This is a genomic window from Polaribacter gangjinensis (genome assembly GCF_038024125.1).
GTDB classification, from domain to species: Bacteria; Bacteroidota; Bacteroidia; order Flavobacteriales; family Flavobacteriaceae; genus Polaribacter; species Polaribacter gangjinensis.
The window spans coordinates 888,199-909,212 of record NZ_CP150662.1 but is presented as its reverse complement, the minus strand read 5'-3'; the positions used below and the strand labels follow the sequence as shown (position 1 = coordinate 909,212).

Annotated in this window: 18 protein-coding genes; 17 read left to right on the top strand and 1 reads right to left on the bottom strand. The window is 27.6% G+C overall.

Annotated features, from left to right (window positions below; genetic code table 11):
• Nucleotides 1-59: 59 nt before the first annotated feature.
• On the bottom strand, nucleotides 60-1,778 hold the full coding sequence (locus WHA43_RS04000) for a helix-turn-helix domain-containing protein (protein ID WP_105045846.1): 1,719 nt from the start codon (nucleotides 1,776-1,778) through the stop codon (nucleotides 60-62).
• A gap of 506 nt (nucleotides 1,779-2,284) precedes the next feature.
• Here WHA43_RS04000 and WHA43_RS03995 point away from each other — a divergent pair.
• The 17 genes from WHA43_RS03995 to WHA43_RS03915 all read left to right on the top strand — a co-directional run bounded on the left by WHA43_RS03995 (nucleotide 2,285) and on the right by WHA43_RS03915 (nucleotide 20,916).
• Entirely contained in the window at nucleotides 2,285-3,727 is a 1,443-nt protein-coding gene (locus tag WHA43_RS03995; protein WP_105045845.1) for a TlpA family protein disulfide reductase, read from the top strand.
• Between the two features lie 26 nt (nucleotides 3,728-3,753).
• Nucleotides 3,754-4,875 (top strand): TlpA disulfide reductase family protein, encoded by a 1,122-nt coding sequence (locus tag WHA43_RS03990; protein ID WP_105045844.1) that lies wholly within the window; start codon nucleotides 3,754-3,756, stop codon nucleotides 4,873-4,875.
• A gap of 92 nt (nucleotides 4,876-4,967) precedes the next feature.
• Nucleotides 4,968-6,074: a TlpA family protein disulfide reductase gene (locus WHA43_RS03985; RefSeq protein WP_105045843.1), complete on the top strand. Its 1,107-nt coding sequence runs from the start codon at nucleotides 4,968-4,970 to the stop codon at nucleotides 6,072-6,074.
• Nucleotides 6,075-6,085: 11 nt separating this feature from the next.
• A complete protein-coding gene (locus WHA43_RS03980) occupies nucleotides 6,086-7,453 on the top strand; it encodes a TlpA family protein disulfide reductase (protein WP_105045842.1) in 1,368 nt (455 codons plus the stop codon).
• Between the two features lie 72 nt (nucleotides 7,454-7,525).
• Nucleotides 7,526-9,202 (top strand): S41 family peptidase, encoded by a 1,677-nt coding sequence (locus tag WHA43_RS03975; protein WP_105045841.1) that lies wholly within the window; start codon nucleotides 7,526-7,528, stop codon nucleotides 9,200-9,202.
• A gap of 63 nt (nucleotides 9,203-9,265) precedes the next feature.
• Nucleotides 9,266-10,375: a TlpA disulfide reductase family protein gene (locus WHA43_RS03970; protein WP_105045840.1), complete on the top strand. Its 1,110-nt coding sequence runs from the start codon at nucleotides 9,266-9,268 to the stop codon at nucleotides 10,373-10,375.
• A gap of 65 nt (nucleotides 10,376-10,440) precedes the next feature.
• On the top strand, nucleotides 10,441-11,523 hold the full coding sequence (locus tag WHA43_RS03965) for an esterase-like activity of phytase family protein (protein WP_105045839.1): 1,083 nt from the start codon (nucleotides 10,441-10,443) through the stop codon (nucleotides 11,521-11,523).
• A 35-nt stretch (nucleotides 11,524-11,558) separates the two neighbouring features.
• Nucleotides 11,559-12,074, top strand: a complete 516-nt coding sequence (locus WHA43_RS03960) for a DUF6913 domain-containing protein (RefSeq protein WP_394372824.1) — start codon at nucleotides 11,559-11,561, stop codon at nucleotides 12,072-12,074.
• 97 nt (nucleotides 12,075-12,171) lie between these two features.
• Nucleotides 12,172-13,047: a 4-hydroxy-tetrahydrodipicolinate synthase gene (dapA, locus tag WHA43_RS03955; protein WP_105045837.1), complete on the top strand. Its 876-nt coding sequence runs from the start codon at nucleotides 12,172-12,174 to the stop codon at nucleotides 13,045-13,047.
• A 203-nt stretch (nucleotides 13,048-13,250) separates the two neighbouring features.
• Nucleotides 13,251-13,757 (top strand): ferritin, encoded by a 507-nt coding sequence (locus tag WHA43_RS03950; RefSeq protein WP_105045836.1) that lies wholly within the window; start codon nucleotides 13,251-13,253, stop codon nucleotides 13,755-13,757.
• Between the two features lie 99 nt (nucleotides 13,758-13,856).
• Nucleotides 13,857-14,711 carry an outer membrane protein assembly factor BamD gene (locus WHA43_RS03945; RefSeq protein ID WP_105045835.1) on the top strand — a complete coding sequence of 285 codons (855 nt, stop codon included), beginning with the start codon at nucleotides 13,857-13,859 and terminating at the stop codon, nucleotides 14,709-14,711.
• Nucleotides 14,712-14,721: 10 nt separating this feature from the next.
• A complete protein-coding gene (locus WHA43_RS03940) occupies nucleotides 14,722-15,042 on the top strand; it encodes a DNA-directed RNA polymerase subunit omega (RefSeq protein ID WP_105045834.1) in 321 nt (106 codons plus the stop codon).
• Complete coding sequence (coaBC, locus tag WHA43_RS03935) at nucleotides 15,042-16,253, top strand: bifunctional phosphopantothenoylcysteine decarboxylase/phosphopantothenate--cysteine ligase CoaBC (protein WP_105045833.1); 1,212 nt, start codon at nucleotides 15,042-15,044, stop codon at nucleotides 16,251-16,253. Before WHA43_RS03940 ends, coaBC begins: the two co-directional genes overlap by 1 nt.
• The gene (locus tag WHA43_RS03930; protein ID WP_105045832.1) at nucleotides 16,246-17,133 is read left to right on the top strand and encodes a DUF4835 family protein; all 888 of its coding nucleotides are present in this window, start codon (nucleotides 16,246-16,248) and stop codon (nucleotides 17,131-17,133) included. Before coaBC ends, WHA43_RS03930 begins: the two co-directional genes overlap by 8 nt.
• A gap of 59 nt (nucleotides 17,134-17,192) precedes the next feature.
• Nucleotides 17,193-18,845 carry a DNA repair protein RecN gene (gene recN, locus WHA43_RS03925; protein WP_105045831.1) on the top strand — a complete coding sequence of 551 codons (1,653 nt, stop codon included), beginning with the start codon at nucleotides 17,193-17,195 and terminating at the stop codon, nucleotides 18,843-18,845.
• Nucleotides 18,846-18,943: 98 nt separating this feature from the next.
• Nucleotides 18,944-19,759 carry an enoyl-ACP reductase FabI gene (locus tag WHA43_RS03920; RefSeq protein WP_105045830.1) on the top strand — a complete coding sequence of 272 codons (816 nt, stop codon included), beginning with the start codon at nucleotides 18,944-18,946 and terminating at the stop codon, nucleotides 19,757-19,759.
• 209 nt (nucleotides 19,760-19,968) lie between these two features.
• A complete protein-coding gene (locus WHA43_RS03915) occupies nucleotides 19,969-20,916 on the top strand; it encodes a glycosyltransferase (RefSeq protein ID WP_105047281.1) in 948 nt (315 codons plus the stop codon).
• The last annotated feature ends 98 nt before the right edge of the window (nucleotides 20,917-21,014 follow it).

Genomic DNA, 21,014 nt, shown 5'->3' with positions numbered 1-21,014 from the left:
TTGAAATGAGAGGTTTTTTTATTGACAACAATTTATCCATACTAAAAGAATTGTTACATTTATTGATTTCTTTTCTCTAACTCTTTCATAAAGTAAGATGGTTTTATGCCTTTCAACTTAAAAAAGGCTTTGGAAAATGATTCTGTATTATTAAATCCAGCTTCCTTGGCTAATGCATGTAGTGTGAATTTTCTCAGTAAAGGATTCACTTTAATTTCTGATATTATGTATTCTATCTTTAAATTATTTATATAGTTTGAGAAAGAGGTATTTTTATAATGATTGATCACCTTAGAAAGGTAATTTGTATTGGTATCTAGTTTTTTTGCCAAAGAATTTAATGTAATTTTATTGGATGTAAATTTTTTACTTTTCTCAAATTCATCAAGTTTTGCTAGAATGTCGTTGACGATATTTTCTGGAACATCTATTTTGTTTTTGTCTAAATTTCCTTTTGTATCGCAATCATTCTGATCATTATTATTTAGTATTTGGAGAAATCTTTTTTTGTATTTTTTTCTTTTGTTGAATTGATGATACAATAAAAAAAGTAATCCTAAAACAATACATGTAAATAAAGTAATAATGGATTTCAACCTTACTTTGCTGTTTTCCATTTCACTTTGAATCAATGCTTTTTCCTTTTTTAATTTGGGAATGTCATATTCTTTAAACATTTTATTACTTAGATAGCTTTCTGTAGCATTTAAAATACTATCAAAATACATCAGTTTATCTATATAAAATAACTGTTTTTTTAAATTGTTTTCTTCTTTATAATAGCTTATTAAATATTCATAGGATTCCCTGAATTCTTTAGTGTATTTTGAATTTGGATTAAAAAGTGAATCAATTTTTTTGTGATATTTTACAGCTTCCTTTTTATTTGCTTTTGAATCATATAATTTGCCCAAATAAAAATAGATGTAAGCCAAATTCATAGTATCCTTATTTTTCTCAAAATAAGTTGTGTGTTTTAAAAGACTGTCTAAAGCAGTTTCATACCTTTTCTCAATAAAATGAATGATACCTTGATTCGCAGCAAAGTGATGGTATTTTTCGATATCTTGTTGCTTTAAAGATTCTTTTACACCAAGTCTGTTATAGTATTTTGCAGAATCTACTTCTTTCAGTTCATAAAAAACATTAGACATCGCCAATAATGTAAGTAAGTATGTATAACTATTTTTTGATAAATCTTTCTTTGAATATGACAAACAAAATCTATAAAGAAGTAATGCTTCGTCAAATTCGCCAATTTTTCTTTTAATAGTTCCAATACTGTAGGTATTTAAAAAAATTAGTTGGTCGTTTTTTTCTAATTCTGCGAATTTGTTTGATTGTAGGTAATTTTCTAATGCATTCTTATAATCCCCTTTTTCGTGATAATAAATAGCTTTGGTATTGTAAGCAACAGTTGGATAGTTTTTTAGTGGAGCATTTTTAGATAAATTGATAACACTATCCAAATAAAGTAATTTTTTTTCATCATCATTTAATGATGAAAGTATTTGATACCCTGATAAAACTCTTTTTTTGATATTCTTTTTTTTGGCAACATATACAAAAGCGTTTATGTATTTTATTTGCTCATTTTTTAAAGAAGAGTTGCTGTAAAGATTGAATAGTTCCTCTAATGATTTATTTTTAAGGGTATCATTTTGAGTTTGACCCAAAAATGGAACATGGCTAGAAATGAAAAAATAAATTACTATAAAAAAGTATATTTTTTTACAATTTGCCATTTCTAATGTATTTAGTTTTGATTTCTTAATCATCAAGGATTTATTTCAATTCCTTGAAAAAATTAGAGGTCGCTTATTTTAAAAAATAGTACCCTTAAGAATTAAATTTACTCAAAACTAAAAAAAATATTGTCATTTACTTTAATTTATATGCTAATGTTGACAATTAGAGGTTTTAGCCATTTTTTGGATAACATCCACATAAATATAAATCTAACCATTTATTTATCAGTAATTTAAATTTTAGTTATTGCTATAAAATTCATAAATGACATGTCGTTATTTATAAATCTTGATATATAAAGTTTTTTATACAATCTGTTATGACGTATTATTGAGTAAATAATTATTATTTAATGGTAAAAAATCTATTATCAGAAATTATAAATGAATTATTAAAAAGAAATAAGATTACACTTATTTTCAGATCTTAAATCATCAAATACGTATATAAATTATAAGCTTAATCCAATTTTAACCTGTAGTCAAATTTTAGGAAGAGTCAAAATTTGGAGTTAATATTTAAAAATTTAAAAATAATGAAAATAAGAATTGTAGTTGTTTTTTTAGTATTTATTTTAAGCTGTAATAAGGGAAATGAAAATCATAAATCAATTGAAAAAGTTAAAATCGAAAAACCTAAAGATGAGGTTTATTTATCACTAAATAACTCATCAAGTCCGATATCGATAAATGTAATTAGTGAAAAAGATCAAGTAAAGCCTGATTTAATTTCTTTAGGGAATCAGGAAAAATCAAATGAAATAGTCATTCCTACTGATAGTATTCTTGATATTGTTATTGGAAATAAATTTTATGTAGCTAAAGCTCAATTCAAAAAAGGGGACTCCGTTTTAATTTCAATGAAAGATTTTAAGCAAAATAAAAGAATCCAAAAATTCCCATTCTTTTTTATTAAAAATAGAAATGAATATGAATTAAATTTCGATTTCTATGTTATTTCAAAAACTCCAACAAGAAATAGTTATAAAATTCATTTGATGAATTCAATATTTGACAAAAAACTACATAAGTTTACTATTGCAGAAGTTGAAAAAAACACAAAAAACACAGCAGATAGTTTGTTATCTAAGAAATTAATCTCAAAAGACTTTTATGAAAATGAAATTTTTGAATTGGAATATTACAAAGAAAACTTTTTATTAGAAGAAGCTCTTAAAACAAAAACAAAGTATTTAGAAATAAATTTAAAAAAAATTATAGACACTAAAAAACTCTCTTCAAACAGTAATTACATTACTTATTTGATTAATTCAGTAAGATATAAGCATTTTTTTAATGAAGGTTTATATGTAAAAGATGCTAAAGTTTTGCAATTTTTATTAGAAAATAGACCTTTTAAATTTGACAATAAATTAGAATATTTAGTTAACGACAAATTACTATCATCAATATATCTTTATGAAAGAAAAAATTTAGATTATTTATTAGAATCTTTAATAAAATCAAATCAATTTGTTTTAAATAAAAAGTACAAAAATATTATCGCTAAAGAAAATGAAGAAATTACTTCAAAAAGAAATTTAAAATCTTTAAATGTTGAATTACTTCAATTTGATGAAACTAATCAGGTCCTAACAAGTTTTGATGAGATTATAAAATCAAATAAAGGAAATTTACTTTTAATTGATTTTTGGGCTAGTTGGTGTGCGCCATGTAGAAATCAAATGCCCAATTTAAGACTAATTAAAAAAGAATTAGAGAATTCTAATTTTTCGATTATTTCCATATCAATTGATGAAAAAATATCTTCTTGGAAAAAGGCTGTTAAACAAGAAAAATTATTAGAAAATAGTTTTTTGTTGCTTAATCATAAAGAGTCTGAAATAGTCAAAAAATATAAAATAGAAACCATTCCTAGATATATGCTTTTTGATAAAAATGGCATTTTAATTTCTGATAATGCTCCTATTCCAAGTGACGAAATACTTAAAAAAATTATTTTAGAAAATTTGAACTGATTAATACATTATAATCCTCATTAATTATGACATATAAAAAAATAAATTTCCTGATTTTTTCAATAATATTCTTAGTTTTTATCAATTGTACCAAAACTGATAAAACGAATGAATCCAATTTTTATGAAATAAATGCAACAATTAAAGGAGTTAAAGAAAACTCAAAAGTTACATTAGTTAACTATGAAGAAAACAAAGTGATTGATTCTACTATCATTAAAAATGGTAAATTTCGTTTTAAAGGAAAAGTAGATTTTCCATTTTTTGCAGCTGTTTTTGTAGATGATGATTGGTTTGATATCCAATTTTGGGTGGAAAAAGGGGAAATACTGATAAATACTGACAAGCAGACTATTTTAAAATTTAGAGAAGATGGTTCTAAATATTTTGCAACTGGAAATGAAATCAATCCTTTATATCAACGATATAATACTTTTATGAAACCATCTGAAAATAAAAAAGGTGAAAAATATCAGCTAATGAAAAAAGGAATTATTTCTGAGAAAGACTTTCAACAACAAATTGATACAATTTATAAATTGGTTTTTCAATTTTTCAATGATGAATCTAACGCAGATAATTATCTGTCATTATCTGAAATGATCAATTACAGAGAAGGAATTCCAAAAAAAGATTTGAAAATCTATTATAATAAATTATCCAAAAAACTTAAAAACACACCAAAAGGAAAAGCATTATATGATTATTTTACCTACGATGGCGTGAAAGTTGGTGAAATAGCTCCAGAAATTATTGCTAAAAATGTAAATGGAAAAGAAATCAGTTTAAAAGATTATAGGGGAAATTATGTTTTATTAGATTTTTGGGCTTCTTGGTGCATGCCTTGTATTGCAGAAATAAAAACAACTTTGCCAATTTTATATAAAAAATACCAATCTGATAATTTTAAGATTATTAGTTTTTCAACTGACAATGATACAGAATCTTGGCTTAAAAAAAGTACTGAATTAAACATGAATTGGGATAATATTTCAAACAATATTAAAGCAAATATAAATCCTGTTGCCATTAAATACGGGGTGAAAGTATTGCCAACTAGATTTTTAATAGATCCAAATGGTGTTGTAATTAAAAGATTTACCAATGAAGAAGATTTATTGGTAGAAATTGAGAAATTGATGAAATGATTTGTGTTGAAAATAGAATATGCTAAAAGATTTTAAAAAAAGTAAAACCTAAAAATGATTATTATAAATTTTGTAAACTTTAACAAAATAAAATGAAAAAGACATTCTTATTAGCATTTATCATTCTTGGTTTTTCGTGTAAAAAAAAGGATGATTCAAAATCAATAACAATTGATGTTGTTGGAATTGATAAAAACTTTTCTATCAAACTCGATAGTATCGATTTTGAGAATAACACTTTTAAAGTAGATTCTTTAAAAGGTTCAAATCTTCATAAATTTGAAATCCCTCTTAGTAAAAATACTATTCATTATCAGCTTAAAATCGTCAATGATTCATTAAAACAAACTGTTTTGTACCTTCCTGTATGGTTTGAGAATGAGAATATTGTTGTTCGTGGAAATTTGAATGATTTACAATCTATTAGAGTAAAAGGTGGTGAGTTAAATAACATTCAATATCAATTTGATGTTATTTTAGAAAAGTATGGTATTGACTACGAAAAGGAGTCTTTAAAAGCTAAAACTGATGCTGAAAAGGATTCAATTTTTGATAATTATGTAAAAAAGATTGAAAAGGATCAAATAGATTTTATTTTCAAAAACCCCAATAATTTACTTTCACTTTCTAAAATGATAAAATTGTCAGGAAATGTTTCTAAAGACAGTTTAGAATCATTTTACAATCTGTTAGATACAAATTTGCAATCATCCAAAAAAGGAAAAATTCTTTTTGAGCAGAAAAAGGTTCAAAAATTAAAAGTTGGAGATATAATCCAGAATTTTACAGCTAAAGACTTGAATGATAAAGAAATATCACTTTTTGATTTTAAGGAGAAAATACTGCTTTTAGATTTTTGGGCTTCTTGGTGTGTTCCATGTCATGAACAAAATCAAAAGGAATTTTCACAACTTCACAAAAAATATGGAAAAGATCATTTGGTCATCATTAGCTATTCTCTGGATAAAATCAAAGACAAAGAGAAATGGAAAGAAGCTTCATTAAATGATGGTATTACTTGGGTAAATATTTCAAATTTAAAAGGATTCAATGACCCAATTTCAAAACAATACAATATTTCAGCAATTCCAAATAGTTTTCTGATTGATCAGAATGGAGTAATTGTCAAATCTTTTTTAGGGTATAATGATGGTAATCAATTAATTGAAAAAGAAATTTTAAGGTTGATGAACCATTAATTTTTATAAAAATGAAACCAATTAATTTACTTTCAATATTTTTTATTTTACTGTCTTGTAATAGTAAAAATAATCAAACTCAAAAAGCGCAAACTATTATAAAATTAGAACTAAAAAAAGGCGATTATTCTTTTTTTGAACCTATTGAAAACACAATACAATTCTCATCACAACATGAAAAATACCCAAAATATTATCAAGATTTATTGAGTAATTCTGATTTTGACACAAAAGATTCACTCATTATTGCTACTTTAAAAACGAACTATTTTTCATTTATCCTTGAACAATTTAAAAAGGGTTTTGTAAGTAAAGAAGAATTTATAAGAAAAGGAATTGACTCTCTAAAATATCAAAATGCTCCAAAAGACAACAAACTTTTAGTAGGTATTCAATTTAAAAATGATCATCAAATATTGTACATAGATCAAAATAAAAATGGAAATTTTAAAGACGAAAACCCCATTTTTTTTAAATCTGATTTCAGAAACCATGATTCTGATAGTGTTAATTTAAAAGGCATACCTGAAATAAGTTATGATTATTGGGCTGAACACGAAGGAGTTATAACTCGTTTTAAACGAAAAGCAATTATTTATCCTTCTTTAAATGATTATAGATTTTATGGTGATCCAGATGATGAGATTTCAAAAAAATCTAGACTGTTATTAAAGTTCAAAGATTATTGGGAGGCAAAAGCTGTTTTTGATGATGTTGAATATACTTTTGTAATTCAGGGGCGTTTCAAGGGTGATTTTTCGCTTTATATAAAACCATCAACTCAAAATTTTGATGATAAAAATCCAACAATAAATCAAAATTATAAATACGAAATAAAAGATTCTATAAAACTTGGGAATAAAATATTTGTATTAGAGGAAATCTCTAATGACTTAAATAATTTAAAAATCAAAGAAATTAAAGGTAAATACTTTGTTTACGGGAATAAAGTTGGTCAGAAATTAAAAAATTTTGAACTAGAAACCCTTACTTTAAAAAAAGAAAAATTAGCTGATGTTTTGAAGAAAAAAAAATATACCATCATTGATTTTTGGGGAACATGGTGCAAACCTTGCAGAGAACAAATACCAACTTTAAAGGAATTTTACGATAAAAACAAAGACCAAATTAATATTATAAGTATTGCTTATGATAAAAATTTGAATGATGTAATTCAATATACAGCCAAAAACAAGATGAATTGGTCACAGTATTTCTATCATAGAAATAATGGGAAAGGTATCATCAGTGATCTTCGTATTATATTTTATCCAACATTATTATTGGTTGATAGTGAAATGAATATACTTTTTAAAGAAAGTGGCACAAGTGATTTGAAGGAAGTGAATAAGATTTTAGAAATCAATAAAGTTAAATAGTGCATTTTAAATTTATAAATGAGAAAATAATGACTGAAGAGGTTTTATTTTTATCACTTTAATTTACAAATAATGAAAAAAATATTGTTCATTTTATTTTTAGCTAACATAAATACTTTCTCACAATCTAAATTGTCAGAAGTTGAAAAATTTAAACAGACTGGTTTAATTTGGGGGTTATTAAAATATCACCATCCTAAAATTAGTTATGGTTTATATGATTGGAATTTAGAATTCATAAAACTTACCGAAGAAATAAAAGGAGATATTAGTCAAACAACATTGAATGACAAATTATTGAAATTTATAATAAAATTTAATTCAGGTGCAGATTTCAAAACAAAAAAAATAAACATCGATTTTGATAAAGTATTTAAAAAAAACATAAATTATTCATGGATAAAAGATTCTTTATTTGGTGTGGAGCTAACTTACGAACTGAATAAAATAAAGGAAAATGGAAACTTGGGTGATTACTATGCTTCACTTGATAAGAGTAAAATGATGGATTTCAGTAACGAAAAAGGAATGCCAGATTTCAACTCATCATTACAAAATTATAGATTGTTAGAGTTTTATAGTTTTTGGAATATTATACAATATTGGAATGTAAATAAGTACTTAACTGATAAAGAATGGTTAGAAGTATTAGAGGAGTTGACGGAAGAATTTATTAACGCTACTACTACATATAACTATGAAATTGCTAAGTTAAAAATGTTTGCAAAGTTAAATGATTCACATAGTTATAAAATTTCTGATTTTTTTAAAAGCACATTATTTAATAAACACCCAGTATTTTCTGGAGAAATATTAAATGACACTGTAATCGTTACAAAAATTTATAATAAAAAATTAGCACAAAACGATTCTATTGCTTTAAAAGATATCATAGTTGGTATTGAAGGATTAAGTATTAAGAATTATATAGATAAAACATTTGACCCCATTATTTCCTCTTCTAATAGAACATATTTAAATGGCAGACTAGAAAATAGTTACTTATTTTCAAGTAATAAAAATTCATTAGAAATTGAGGTTATTAATAAGTTTGGAAAAATTGAAACAAAGTCTATAAAGTTGTATGAAAAATATACCTCAGATAATTTTGAAACATTATATAATAATAAAAAAGATCATTGGAAAAAAATAAAGCCTACTATTACTTACATAAATTTAGATAACATTACAAGCAAAGAATTAAGTATTGCTTTTACAAAAGCTCATAATGATAAGGGAATAATTTTGGACTTAAGAAATTATCCTAAAAATATTACAAATTCAGATTTGGCAAAATACTTATATCCTGAAAGAAAGTTATTTGTTGATGTTTTATTCCCTGTGAAAAATAATCCATCATTAGGCGAACTTAATGGCAATACACCCCTCAAGATTATATTAGATCCATTTAAAGCAGGAAGTAAAAATTCAAATTATTATAAAGGTAAAGTTTTACTACTAGTAAATAGTAAAACAGGAAGTAAAGCAGAATATTTAGGCATGTTAATACAACAATCTCCAAATTGTATTACTATAGGAGAACAAACTGCTGGTGCTGTCATGAATATTTCATCTTCAATATTACCAGACAATCAACAGTTTTATTTTACAGGTCTTGGAGCATTTTATCCTAATGGAACAGGATTGCAAAGGCAAGGTCTAAAAATAGATTATGAAATTAAAGGTAGCGTTTCAAATTTTGACACAGAATTATATATTAACGAAGCTGTAAAAATTATAGAAAATTAAGTTTAAAAAATATGATCTTCTTGTAAATACTTATCCAATAATCATCCATTTAAAAAAAGAATTATGAAAACAAAAAAAATAAATTTAGCAATCATTACACTTTTACTTTTCATTTTTTCGAATTGCAAAAATGAACAAAAAAGTAATCATTTTGAAATAAACGCAATTATCAAAGGAGTTAAAGAAAACTCAAAAGTTGTATTACTTAACTATGATGAAAAAAAAGTAATTGATTCTACAATTATCAAAAATGGAAAATTTTATTTTAAGGGAAATATAGAATTCCCTTATGAAGCTGCTATTTCAATTGATGATGAATGGTTAATGATACCATTTTGGGTTGAACAAGGAGAAATTTCCATTAGTACTGATAAGCAAACTTTAAAAAAATCTAATTTAGGATATCATGAAATTATAAAAGGAGGTGTAATTAATGATATGAATCTGAAATTCAATAAATATATTGAGCCTTCACAGAATAAAAAGGGATTGAAATATAAGGAAATGAAAGAAGGTGTCATTTCAGAAAAAGAATTTCAAAATCAAATTGACACCATATTCAAAAATGTGAATGCTTTTTTTAAGAATGATTCAAATGCAAATAATTATTTTTCTTTATCTCAAATGATTAATTATAGAGAAGGAATACCTAAAAAGGATTTGAAAATTTATTATAATAAATTATCCAAAAAACTTAAAGATTCGCCAAAAGGAAAAGCATTACATGATTATTTTACTTATGATGGCGTAAAAGTTGGTGAAATTGCTCCTGAGATTATTGCTAAAAATGTAAAGGGAGATGAAGTCAACTTAAAAGATTTCAGAGGAAATTATGTATTATTAGATTTTTGGGCTTCTTGGTGCATGCCATGTATAAAAGAAATGAAAACAACTTTGCCACTTTTAAAAAATAAATACAAATCTGATAATTTTAAAATCATCAGTTTTTCATTTGATGTTGATAAAAAATCTTGGTTAAAATCAAGTACTGATTTGAACATTGATTGGATTAATATTTCCGACAATAAAAGGTTATCAACAAGTATAGTTGCTTTCAAATATGGAGTTAGCGAAATTCCCTCAAATTTTTTGATTAGCCCTGAAGGAATTGTGTTAAAAAGATTTAAATATGAAGAGGATTTATTAGTGGAAATTGAGAAATTGATGAAGTGATTGTTATTTAATTTTTTTAGATTTTTTTAAATCAGAAAAAATACCTTTGTAAAAACTTTCTGAAAATGAAAAAATCATTTTTTTTACTGCTTTTACTATTAATATTTTCTTGTGCAACAAAGAGAAACTTCACTCTAAGCTACATAGATGAATACATCATTCCAGATTCGTTACAATTTCAAAATCAAACAATTGGAGGTATATCAGGAATTGATGTTGTGAATAATGATTTCTATTTTGTGATTGACGATTCCAATAATCCAAGAATTGTAAGTGCTAAAATCGACATTAAAAATGATAGATTTCAATCTGTTGATTTTAAAAAAGTAATCTTTTTAAATAATGCTACAAATACTTTTTTTAAAGAAAATGTACTCGATTTAGAATCCATTTTTGTAGATGAAAAAACAAACGAAATTCATTTGGTAAGTGAGGGTGAAATTAACAAGAAAAAGCCACCAACAATTTTTAAAATCGATGCAAATGGCAATTTTATTTATCAATATCAATTGCCAAAAACATTCTCAAAAATTGAAAATTTTAAACACAATGGTGTTTTTGAATCTTCGTGTAAAAGTATTGATAATCAAGGTTTTTGGGTTGGAGTAGAAGCGCCATTGGTTGCAGATGGTGAAGAACCAAATGGTTCTGAAACTTCTTCTCCAATCAGAATTACTTATTTCGATTTTCAAACCAAACAAGCTACCAAACAATTTGCCTATCAATTAGAAAGAATTCCAAAACCTTACAAAGGAAATGTAAATGTAACAGGAGTAACTGCCTTGCTTGAAATTGAAAGAAATCATTTTTTAATTGTAGAAAGAGCCTATCAAAATAATTATGGAAGTTATGGAAATACGATTCGTATTTTTGAAGCGTTTGTAGATAAAAATACCACTGATATTTTGAACATTGAATCCTTAAAAAAATCGCCATTTACGCCTTTAAAAAAAAGGCTGTTATTTGATTTTGATACCGTAAAACAGTTTTTAACTGACGGAATTATTGATAATATTGAGGGAATTTCATTGGGTCCCAAATTAAAAAACGGAAATCAATCCTTGATTTTAGTGGCTGATGATAATTTTCAATTGTATGGAAAACAACTAAATCAATTGATTTTATTGGAAATAAAAACAAATAAATAGTATTTTTACAAACTCAATTTTAAAAATTCAACGTCATTTTAGCAATTAAAAAAGCCTTTTTAAAAAAGAAGTTCTTTAAACTTCTTGCAGACAAAGAAAATACAAGAGTGGTTTCTGACAAAGAAATCGTTTCTGTTGGTGTAATTGCATCCCAAAAAATTTCTAATTTCATACAAATCGAAGAAGAAATAAAAAAAACATTGGGATTTGAAAATGTGAAAGTGGTTACTTTTTTAGATTATGATAAAAAAAATCACCACGCACAATTTTATTATTCTGACAAAGATGTGGATTGGAGTGGCGCTTTTCAACAAACAGCTTTACGAGATTTTTTAAACGAACCTTTAGATTTATTAATTGGATATTTCAACACCAACAATGTGTTTTTAGAAATGGCAGTTTTAAAATCAAAAGCAACATTTAAAGTAGGATTTTCAGAGGTAAATCAGCAATTGTATGATATGGAAATTGCTGAAATTCCTAGTAAAATTGATAATTTTTTAAATGAATTGAAAAAGTATTTGGTCATTTTAAAGAAAATGAAAAATTAAACGACAACGAAAAAGTTGTGTATTCTTTTTACGAACTTCTTTTTTGACGATTTGATTCACTTTTAAATCGTAATTTTGTCCATCAAATTTAAACAGAATGCAACAATTTATTGGAATGGGTGTAGCTTTGGTAACGCCTTTCAAAGATGATTTTACTGTGGATGTTGACGCGCTTACAAAATTAGTGAACTTCAATATCGAAAATGGCACTAACTATTTGGTTGTCAATGGTACAACTGGCGAAAGTGCTACCATTTCTAAAGAAGAAAAAGAGTTGATTATTGATGTAATTGTCAAAGCCAATAACAAACGTTTGCCATTGGTTTTAGGAGTTGGAGGAAATAATACGTTGGAAGTTGTAAAAGAATTAAAAACCAGAGATTTATCACAATTTGACGGAATTTTATCAGTAGCACCTTATTACAGCAAACCAACTCAAGAAGGCTTTTATCAACATTACAAAGCGATTGCAGAAGCTACAGAAAAACCAATCATTTTATACAACGTTCCTGGAAGAACAGCCAGAAATATGGAGCCAAGTACTACTTTACGTTTGGCAAAAGATTTCAAAAATATTGTTGCTGTCAAAGAAGCAGGCAACAATCAACAACAATATTACACACTTTTAAAAGACAAACCTGCTGATTTTTTAATCATTTCTGGTGATGATGATTTGGCTTTGGGTGTAACTTTAGCTGGTGGTTCAGGAGTAATTTCTGTGATTGGACAAGCGTTTCCAAAAGAATTTTCGGACATGATTCGATTAGGTTTGGAAGGAAAAAACAAAGAAGCCTATAAAATTCATTATAAATTGATGGATATTATCAATCTTATTTTTGAAGAAAATAATCCAGCAGGAATCAAAGTATTGTTATCTCAATTCAATATTTGTTCAAACAAAGTTCGTTTGCCTTTAGTTTCAGCAAGTGAAAATTTACATCACAAAATCAAGAATTTCATTTCGAATTTTTAGATTTTTATACACATAACTTTTTTTAGATTTTAAAACCAAGAGTTCATGAATTTATTGATTAGATAAAATCGTGAACTTTTGTTTTTTTTCATTTCTTAATTATCAAAAACAGTTCAGTTCTTTCAATTTTACCGATTTTTTAAGAGATTTCCTTCTATAAAAATTGTATTTTTGTTTTTCGTTAAAATTACAAAATTCAAATTATGTTATCACCAGTTATTGAAGAAGCTTTAAATAATCAAATTACCGTTGAAGCACAATCATCACAAATATATTTAGCTATGGCTTCTTGGGCAGAAGTTCTTGGTTTTGAAGGCGTTGCTCAGTTTATGTATGCACATTCAGATGAAGAAAGAATGCACATGTTAAAGTTGGTAAAATTCATCAACGAAAGAGGGGGGCATGCAAAAATATCTGCTTTAGAGGCGCCTCCAACACAATTTGGTTCTTTTAAAGAAATGTTTCAAGAATTGTTCAATCACGAAGTAAAAGTATCAGCGTGTATCAATGATTTGGTTGATATTTGTTTGACTGAAAAAGATTACGCAACTCATAATTTCTTACAGTGGTATGTATCAGAACAAATTGAAGAAGAAGCACTTGCCAGAAATATTTTAGATAAAATTAAATTGATTGGCGATGATAAAGGAGGTTTTTATTTGTTTGACAATGATATCAAATTATTAATAACAGCAGCAAATAAAGCTTAAATTTTACCGTTATTATTGAAGATGTAAACGTTTTTATATTCGATTTTTATCTGTAAAATATCATTTTACTAATCCATATTTAATTCCTAATTTTGCCGAATGCAAAAAATTAAAAATTTAGCGTATTTACTAGCAATCAGCCTTTTGTTATTCTCTTGTGGAGAATACCAAAAAGTGTTGAATAAAGGTACTGTTGAAGACCAGTATAAAATGGCAGTAAAAATGTACGAATCTCAAAAGTTTGGGAAAGCCATTCGTTTGTTCGAAAAAGTAACACCTGCATACAGAGGAAAACCACAAATGGAAAGAATCCAGTTTATGGTTGCTCAATCGAATTTTAACGAAAAAAATTACCAAACTGCAGGATATTATTTTGACCGTTTTGCAAAGAACTATCCAAAAAGTTCAAAATTAGAAGAAGCATCTTTTGCTTCAGCGTTGAGTTATAAGTTAGCTTCACCAGAATTTAGTAAAGATCCAACAGATACAAATAAGGCATTAGAAGCTTTTCAGACTTTTATCAATGCATTTCCAGATTCTGACAAACTAGAAGAGGCAAACAAGCATTACAAAGAGTTGCGTTATAAATTGCAGAAAAAATACTTTGAAATTGCAAAAACCTATTATACAACTGCAGATTATGATATGAGAAATTACAAGGCTGCAATTCAAGCTTTTGATAATTTGTTAGAAGATTACTTAGGTTCAGAATTCAAAGAAGAAGCGTTGTATTACCGATTAAAAGCAGCACATGATTTTACTTTTAAAAGTTACGACAGAAGAAAACCAGAGCGTATCAAAGATGCAATGGAAGCTTATGATAAATTAATCAGAAATTATCCAGATACAAAGTATAAAACGGAAGTGGATAAAATGGTTACAAGATTGCAAAATGAAAAAGTAAGAATAGATGATCTTATCGAAAAATCAAAAGAATTAGAAGATTCAAAATAAAAATAGTAAAATGGATTATAAAGATACAAAAGCTGCAATAAGTACAGTAACTTATGACAGAAACGAAGTTGAAGCGCCTACTAAAAATATTTACCAAGCGATTTCAATCATTGCCAAAAGAGCTGAGCAAATCAATTCTGATTTAAAAATTGAATTGGTTGATAAGTTAGATGAGTTTGCAACTTATAATGATAGCTTAGAAGAAGTTTTTGAAAATAAAGAGCAAATAGAAGTTTCTAAATATTATGAGCGTTTACCAAAACCAACTGCATTAGCTGTTGAAGAATGGTTAAAAGGAAAAGTTTATTTTAGAACTCCAGATTCGGAATAATGTCTGTTTTAAGCGGAAAAAAAATTCTTTTAGGCATTACTGCTGGAATTGCCGCTTATAAATCAGCAAACTTAGTTCGATTATTTATAAAATTAGGCGCAGAAGTCAAAGTTATTATGACTCCTGCGTCTAAAGATTTTATAACACCTCTTACACTTTCTACACTTTCCAAAAATCCTGTTCATTCTGAATTTTACGATACAGAAAACGACAACGAACTTTGGAACAATCATGTTGACTTGGGTTTATGGGCAGATTATCTAGTAATCGCTCCTGCAACTGCAAATACCTTGTCAAAAATGGCACATGGCACTTGCGATAATTTGGTATTGGCAACTTATTTGTCAGCAAAATGCCCAGTGTATTTTGCACCAGCAATGGATTTAGACATGTATAAACATTCATCAACCAAAGAAAATCTTCAAAAATTACAAAGTTTTGGCGATAGGATGATTCCTGCAACTTCAGGAGAATTGGCTAGTGGTTTAGTTGGTGAAGGAAGAATGGCTGAACCTGAGGATATTGTTGCTTTCATTGAAAATGATATATTGTCAACATTGTCTTTGCGTGGAAAAAAAGTACTAATTACTGCAGGTCCAACTTATGAAGCGATTGATCCTGTGCGTTTTATTGGAAATCATTCTTCGGGTAAAATGGGTTTTGAAATTGCCAAAGAAGCAGCAAATTTAGGCGCAGAAGTTTTTTTGATTTCAGGACCATCTAATGAAAAAATCAATCACTCTTTGGTTCATAGAATTGACGTGATTTCTGCAGAAGATATGTATCAAGCAGCTCATAAATATTTTGATACAGTTGATATTGCAATTTTATCAGCAGCAGTAGCAGATTACAAACCAAAAAATGTTGCAACTCAAAAAATAAAAAAGACGGATGCTTCGTTAACTATTGAGTTAGCACCAACCAAAGATATTTTAGCTTCTTTAGGAAAAATTAAAAATCAGCAATTTTTAGTTGGTTTTGCTTTAGAAACGGAGAATGAATTTGAAAATGCAAAAGCAAAATTACAACGTAAAAATTTAGACATGATTGTTTTAAATTCTTTGCAAGATAAAGGCGCAGGTTTTGCTACTAACACAAATAAAATTACTATTATTGATAAAAATTTGAACAGTACTGATTTCGATTTGAAATCAAAAACAGCTGTTGCCAAAGATATTATCACTAAAATTATACAAAAATTAGATGCGTAAACTTGTAATTTTTATTTTCTTTTTAGGCTGTTTCAATTTAGTTTCACAAGAAGTAAATTGTTTGGTAAAAATCAATTATGAACAGATTGGAGGTTCAAATAGACAAATTTTTCAAACTTTAGAAAAAGCGTTGACAGAGTTTATCAACCAAACAAAATGGACAAATAGAGTTGTAAAACCCGAAGAACGAGTTGATTGTGCTATCAATATCATCATCACAACTAGAGAAGACAATACGTTTACAGGTACTTTACAAATTCAATCTTCAAGACCCGTTTTTGGCTCAACATATGCAACACCTTTGTTAAATATCAAAGACAACGATTTTACTTTTCGTTACAACGAATTTGATCCGTTAATTTACAATCGAAATTCTTTTGATAGCAATTTGGTTTCTACCATCGTATTTTATGTGTATACAATTTTAGGTGTTGATGCAGATTCTTTTTCAAAATATGGAGGAGAATTTGAGTTGAAAGAAGCACAAAATGCCATGTTACAAGCACAACAAAGTGGTATTGCAGCTTGGCAAAATGTGGTTGGAAAACAAAATCGATTTTTATTGATTGACGATTTATTATCTCCGAATTTAAAAACATTCAGAGATGTGATGTACGAATATCATATCAAAGGCATGGATAATTTTGCTGCTAATAAAGAATTTGCAAAGCAAACCATTGAAGATAGTGTTTTAAAAATGGAAACTTTGTTCAATAAAACTGTTGGAAATTATCTAATCAGAGTTTTTTTTGATGCCAAAGCTGATGAAATAGTAAACATATATGCAGATGGACCTAAAACCAGAAATGCAGCTAGGTTAGTTACTTCACTCAGAAAAATTTCTCCAACAAATAGTTCTAAATGGCGAAAATTAGAGTAAGATTTTACTACTATCAATGAAAAGAATTTGTTAATTTTATTCTTTAAAATTTACGAATTTTGCTCACACACTTATCCATCAATAACTACGCTTTAATCAATCAATTAGATATTGATTTTTCTTCGGGTTTGTCTATCATTACTGGTGAAACTGGTGCTGGAAAATCCATTTTGTTGGGTGCTTTAGGATTGGTTTTAGGAAACAGAGCTGATTTATCATCCTTAAAAGATACATCCAAAAAGTGTGTTGTTGAAGCAAAATTAGACATCACAAACTACAACTTATACGAATTTTTTGAAGCTGCAGAGTTGGATTATGAAAATCTGACGATCATCAGAAGAGAAATTTTACCTTCAGGAAAATCAAGAGCTTTTGTGAATGATACTCCTGTAAATTTGATGGTTTTAAATGACCTAAAATCGCAACTGATTGATGTGCATTCGCAACATCAAACCCTGCAATTGTCTGATACCAATTTTCAGTTTTCAGTGATTGATGCTTTGGCTAAAAACCACGAAAATATTGACTTGTATGCTAAAGAGTTGCAAACACTTTCTAAACTGAAAAAAGACTTAGAAAACTTAGAGAAAAATCAACAAGAAGCAACCAAGCAATATGAGTATAATTTATTCTTATTCAATGAATTAGAAAAAGCCAAATTGCAAATTGACGAGCAACAAGACTTGGAAGAAAAATTGGAAAAGTTGAATAATATCGAAGATATCAAGCTCAATTTGTCTGAAGTGTTGGCAATTTCTATCAATGATGAAATTGGGATTCAAAATTTGGTATTTATTTTAGAAAATCGTTTGTCGAAAATTGCTCCTTTTTCCAAAGAATATCAAGAATTATTTACCAGAATCAACAGTTTAAAGATTGAATTGGATGATATTGTTACAGAATTGGAAAATGCCAACGAGCAAGTTGAATTTGATCCTTTAGAAGCTGAACAAATCAATGATAGATTGCAACTGATTTACAATCTTCAAAAAAAACATGCCGTAAATTCTATTGCTGAATTATTAGAAGTGCTTGATGAATTGTCAGAAAAAGTAAGTCAAGTTGAAAATGCAGACGAGTTTATCAAACAAAAGAAGAAAGAAATTCAAGAAGTTTCCTCAAAACTAGATGCAATTGCAGCAATTATTTCTAAAGCAAGAACAACTGTAATTCCTGATTTACAAAAAAGTTTAGAAGAATTATTAGCTGATTTAGGAATGCAAAATGCACGTTTTTCAATCAAAATCACACCAACTAAAAATTATTTTTTCAATGGAAAAGATGAGTTAGATTTTTTATTTTCTGCTAATAAAGGGGGCAATTTTGGGGAATTGAAAAAAGTTGCTTCAGGTGGAGAATTGTCAAGAATCATGCTTTCAATCAAAAAAATATTATCAGAAAATACCCAATTGCCAACCATTATTTTTGATGAAATTGACACAGGCGTTTCTGGTGAAGTTTCTAATAAAATTGCAGCAATTATGCAATTGATGAGTCAACATATGCAAGTAATTACCATTACACATTTGCCTCAAATAGCATCCAAAGGAACACAACATTACAAGGTTTTCAAGGAAGAAATTGATGGAGAAACAACCACGCAATTAAAAAAATTAGCTTCAGAAGAACGTGTCAAAGAAATTGCAGAAATGTTGAGTGGAAAAGAGTTATCGGAATCAGCCATTATTCATGCAAAAGAATTATTAAATTAAAGTTTATATTTGCAAAATAGTTTAAAGTTCAAAATTTAAAATTCAAAGTTATAAGTTTAAAGTCTAAAGACTAAAATCAACAACAAAAAACTAACAATATGTACAATTTATTAAAAGGAAAAAAAGGAATCATTTTTGGGGCATTGAACGAGCATTCAATTGCTTGGAAAGTAGCAGAAAGAGCACATGAAGAAGGAGCACAATTTGTGCTAACAAACGCGCCAATTGCAATGAGAATGGGAGAATTGAATGGTTTGGCTGCAAAAACAGGTTCTCAAATTATTCCTGCTGATGCAACTTCTATGGAAGATTTAACCAATTTGGTAGAGAAATCTATGGAAATTTTAGGTGGAAAATTAGACTTTGTGTTGCATTCAATTGGGATGTCTGTAAACGTTCGTAAAGGCAAACATTACACAGATCCTAGCTACGATTTCACTACAAAAGGTTGGGATGTTTCTGCGGTTTCTTTTCACAAAACAATGAACGTTTTATACAATAAACAAGCCATGAATGATTGGGGAAGTATTGTAGCATTGACGTATATGGCTGCTCAAAGAGTGTTTCCAGATTACAATGACATGGCTGATAATAAAGCATATTTAGAAAGTATTGCTCGTAGTTTTGGGTACTTTTTTGGACGTGATCATAAGGTTCGTGTCAACACAATTTCGCAATCTCCAACTCCAACAACAGCTGGAAGTGGCGTAAAAGGTTTTGACGGATTTTTAGCTTACGCTGATCAAATGAGTCCATTAGGAAATGCAACTGCTTTAGAATGTGCAGATTACACATTGACATTGTTCTCTGATTTAACGAAAAAAGTAACCTTACAAAATTTATTTCATGATGGTGGATTCTCAAATATGGGAGTTAGTGATGCTGTAATGAGTAAATTTGTAGATGAAAAATAATTTTTTTTAGGAAGCTATTTCCTGCTTTCGCTACTCGCTTTTTTTGTACCAAAAAAGAGCTCAAACAAACCGCTCAATCAGGGCTAAGCTGGTTTGCCAACCCTAGGAAAACGCTAAATTTAAAAGTAAATCAAAGTTGAAAGGCATTCATTGTTTTTCAACTTTTTTATTTCTTATTTTTGAACCCAATTACAAAGAATAATTTTCCTTTGAAACTCAATTTCTCTATCATCATTCCTGTATATAATCGTCCAAACGAAATTGACGAATTGCTAGAGAGTCTATCAAAACAAGATTTTCATGAAGATTTTGAAGTGTTGATTATTGAAGATGGTTCCTCAGAAAAGTGTGATGTTGTTGTTGAGAAATATCAAGAAGATTTAAATATTCGTTATTTTTTCAAAGAAAATTCAGGTGCTGGAAATTCTCGCAATTTTGGTATGCAAGAAGCTTTTGGAAATTATTTTATCATTTTAGATTCGGATGTGATTCTTCCAAATCACTATCTATCAGCAGTTAAAAATCAATTGGAAATAAGCTTTACAGATGCTTTTGGAGGTCCAGATGCAGCACACAAAAGTTTTACATTGCTGCAAAAAGCCATCAATTATTCCATGACTTCTCTGTTAACAACAGGTGGAATTCGTGGAAAGAAAAATGCTGTGGGTACTTTTCAACCTCGAAGTTTTAATATGGGAATTTCTAAAATTGCTTTTGAAAAGACACAGGGTTTTTCAGCAATGAAAATCGCAGAAGATATTGATTTAACGTTTAGATTGTGGCAACATGGTTTTAAAACTCAGTTAATTGAAGCAGCTTTTGTCTATCATAAAAGACGAACTTCACTGCAACAATTTTTCAATCAAACCTTTCAATTCGGAAAAGCAAGACCATTTTTGAATCAAAAATATCCGAAAAGTGCAAAGTTAACTTATTGGTTTCCAAGTATTTTTATTATTGGTTTTGATATTAGCATCTTTTTATTAATTTTTGGTTTTCCTGAATTAATGTTGATTTATGCCTTTTATTTCTTACTCATTTTTTTAGATTCTCTTTTCCAAAATAAAAATCTGAAAGTTGCTTTTGTAAGTATCATAACAACTTTTACCCAATTTTATGGCTATGGTTTGGGTTTCTTAAAATCACAGTTAACATGATGTAAATCATTGGTGTATCGTAAATTTATTAGAATCAATATTACATCAGTTATACTAATAATTTTATATTTTTACTGATGATTAAATTGTAAAGTCTC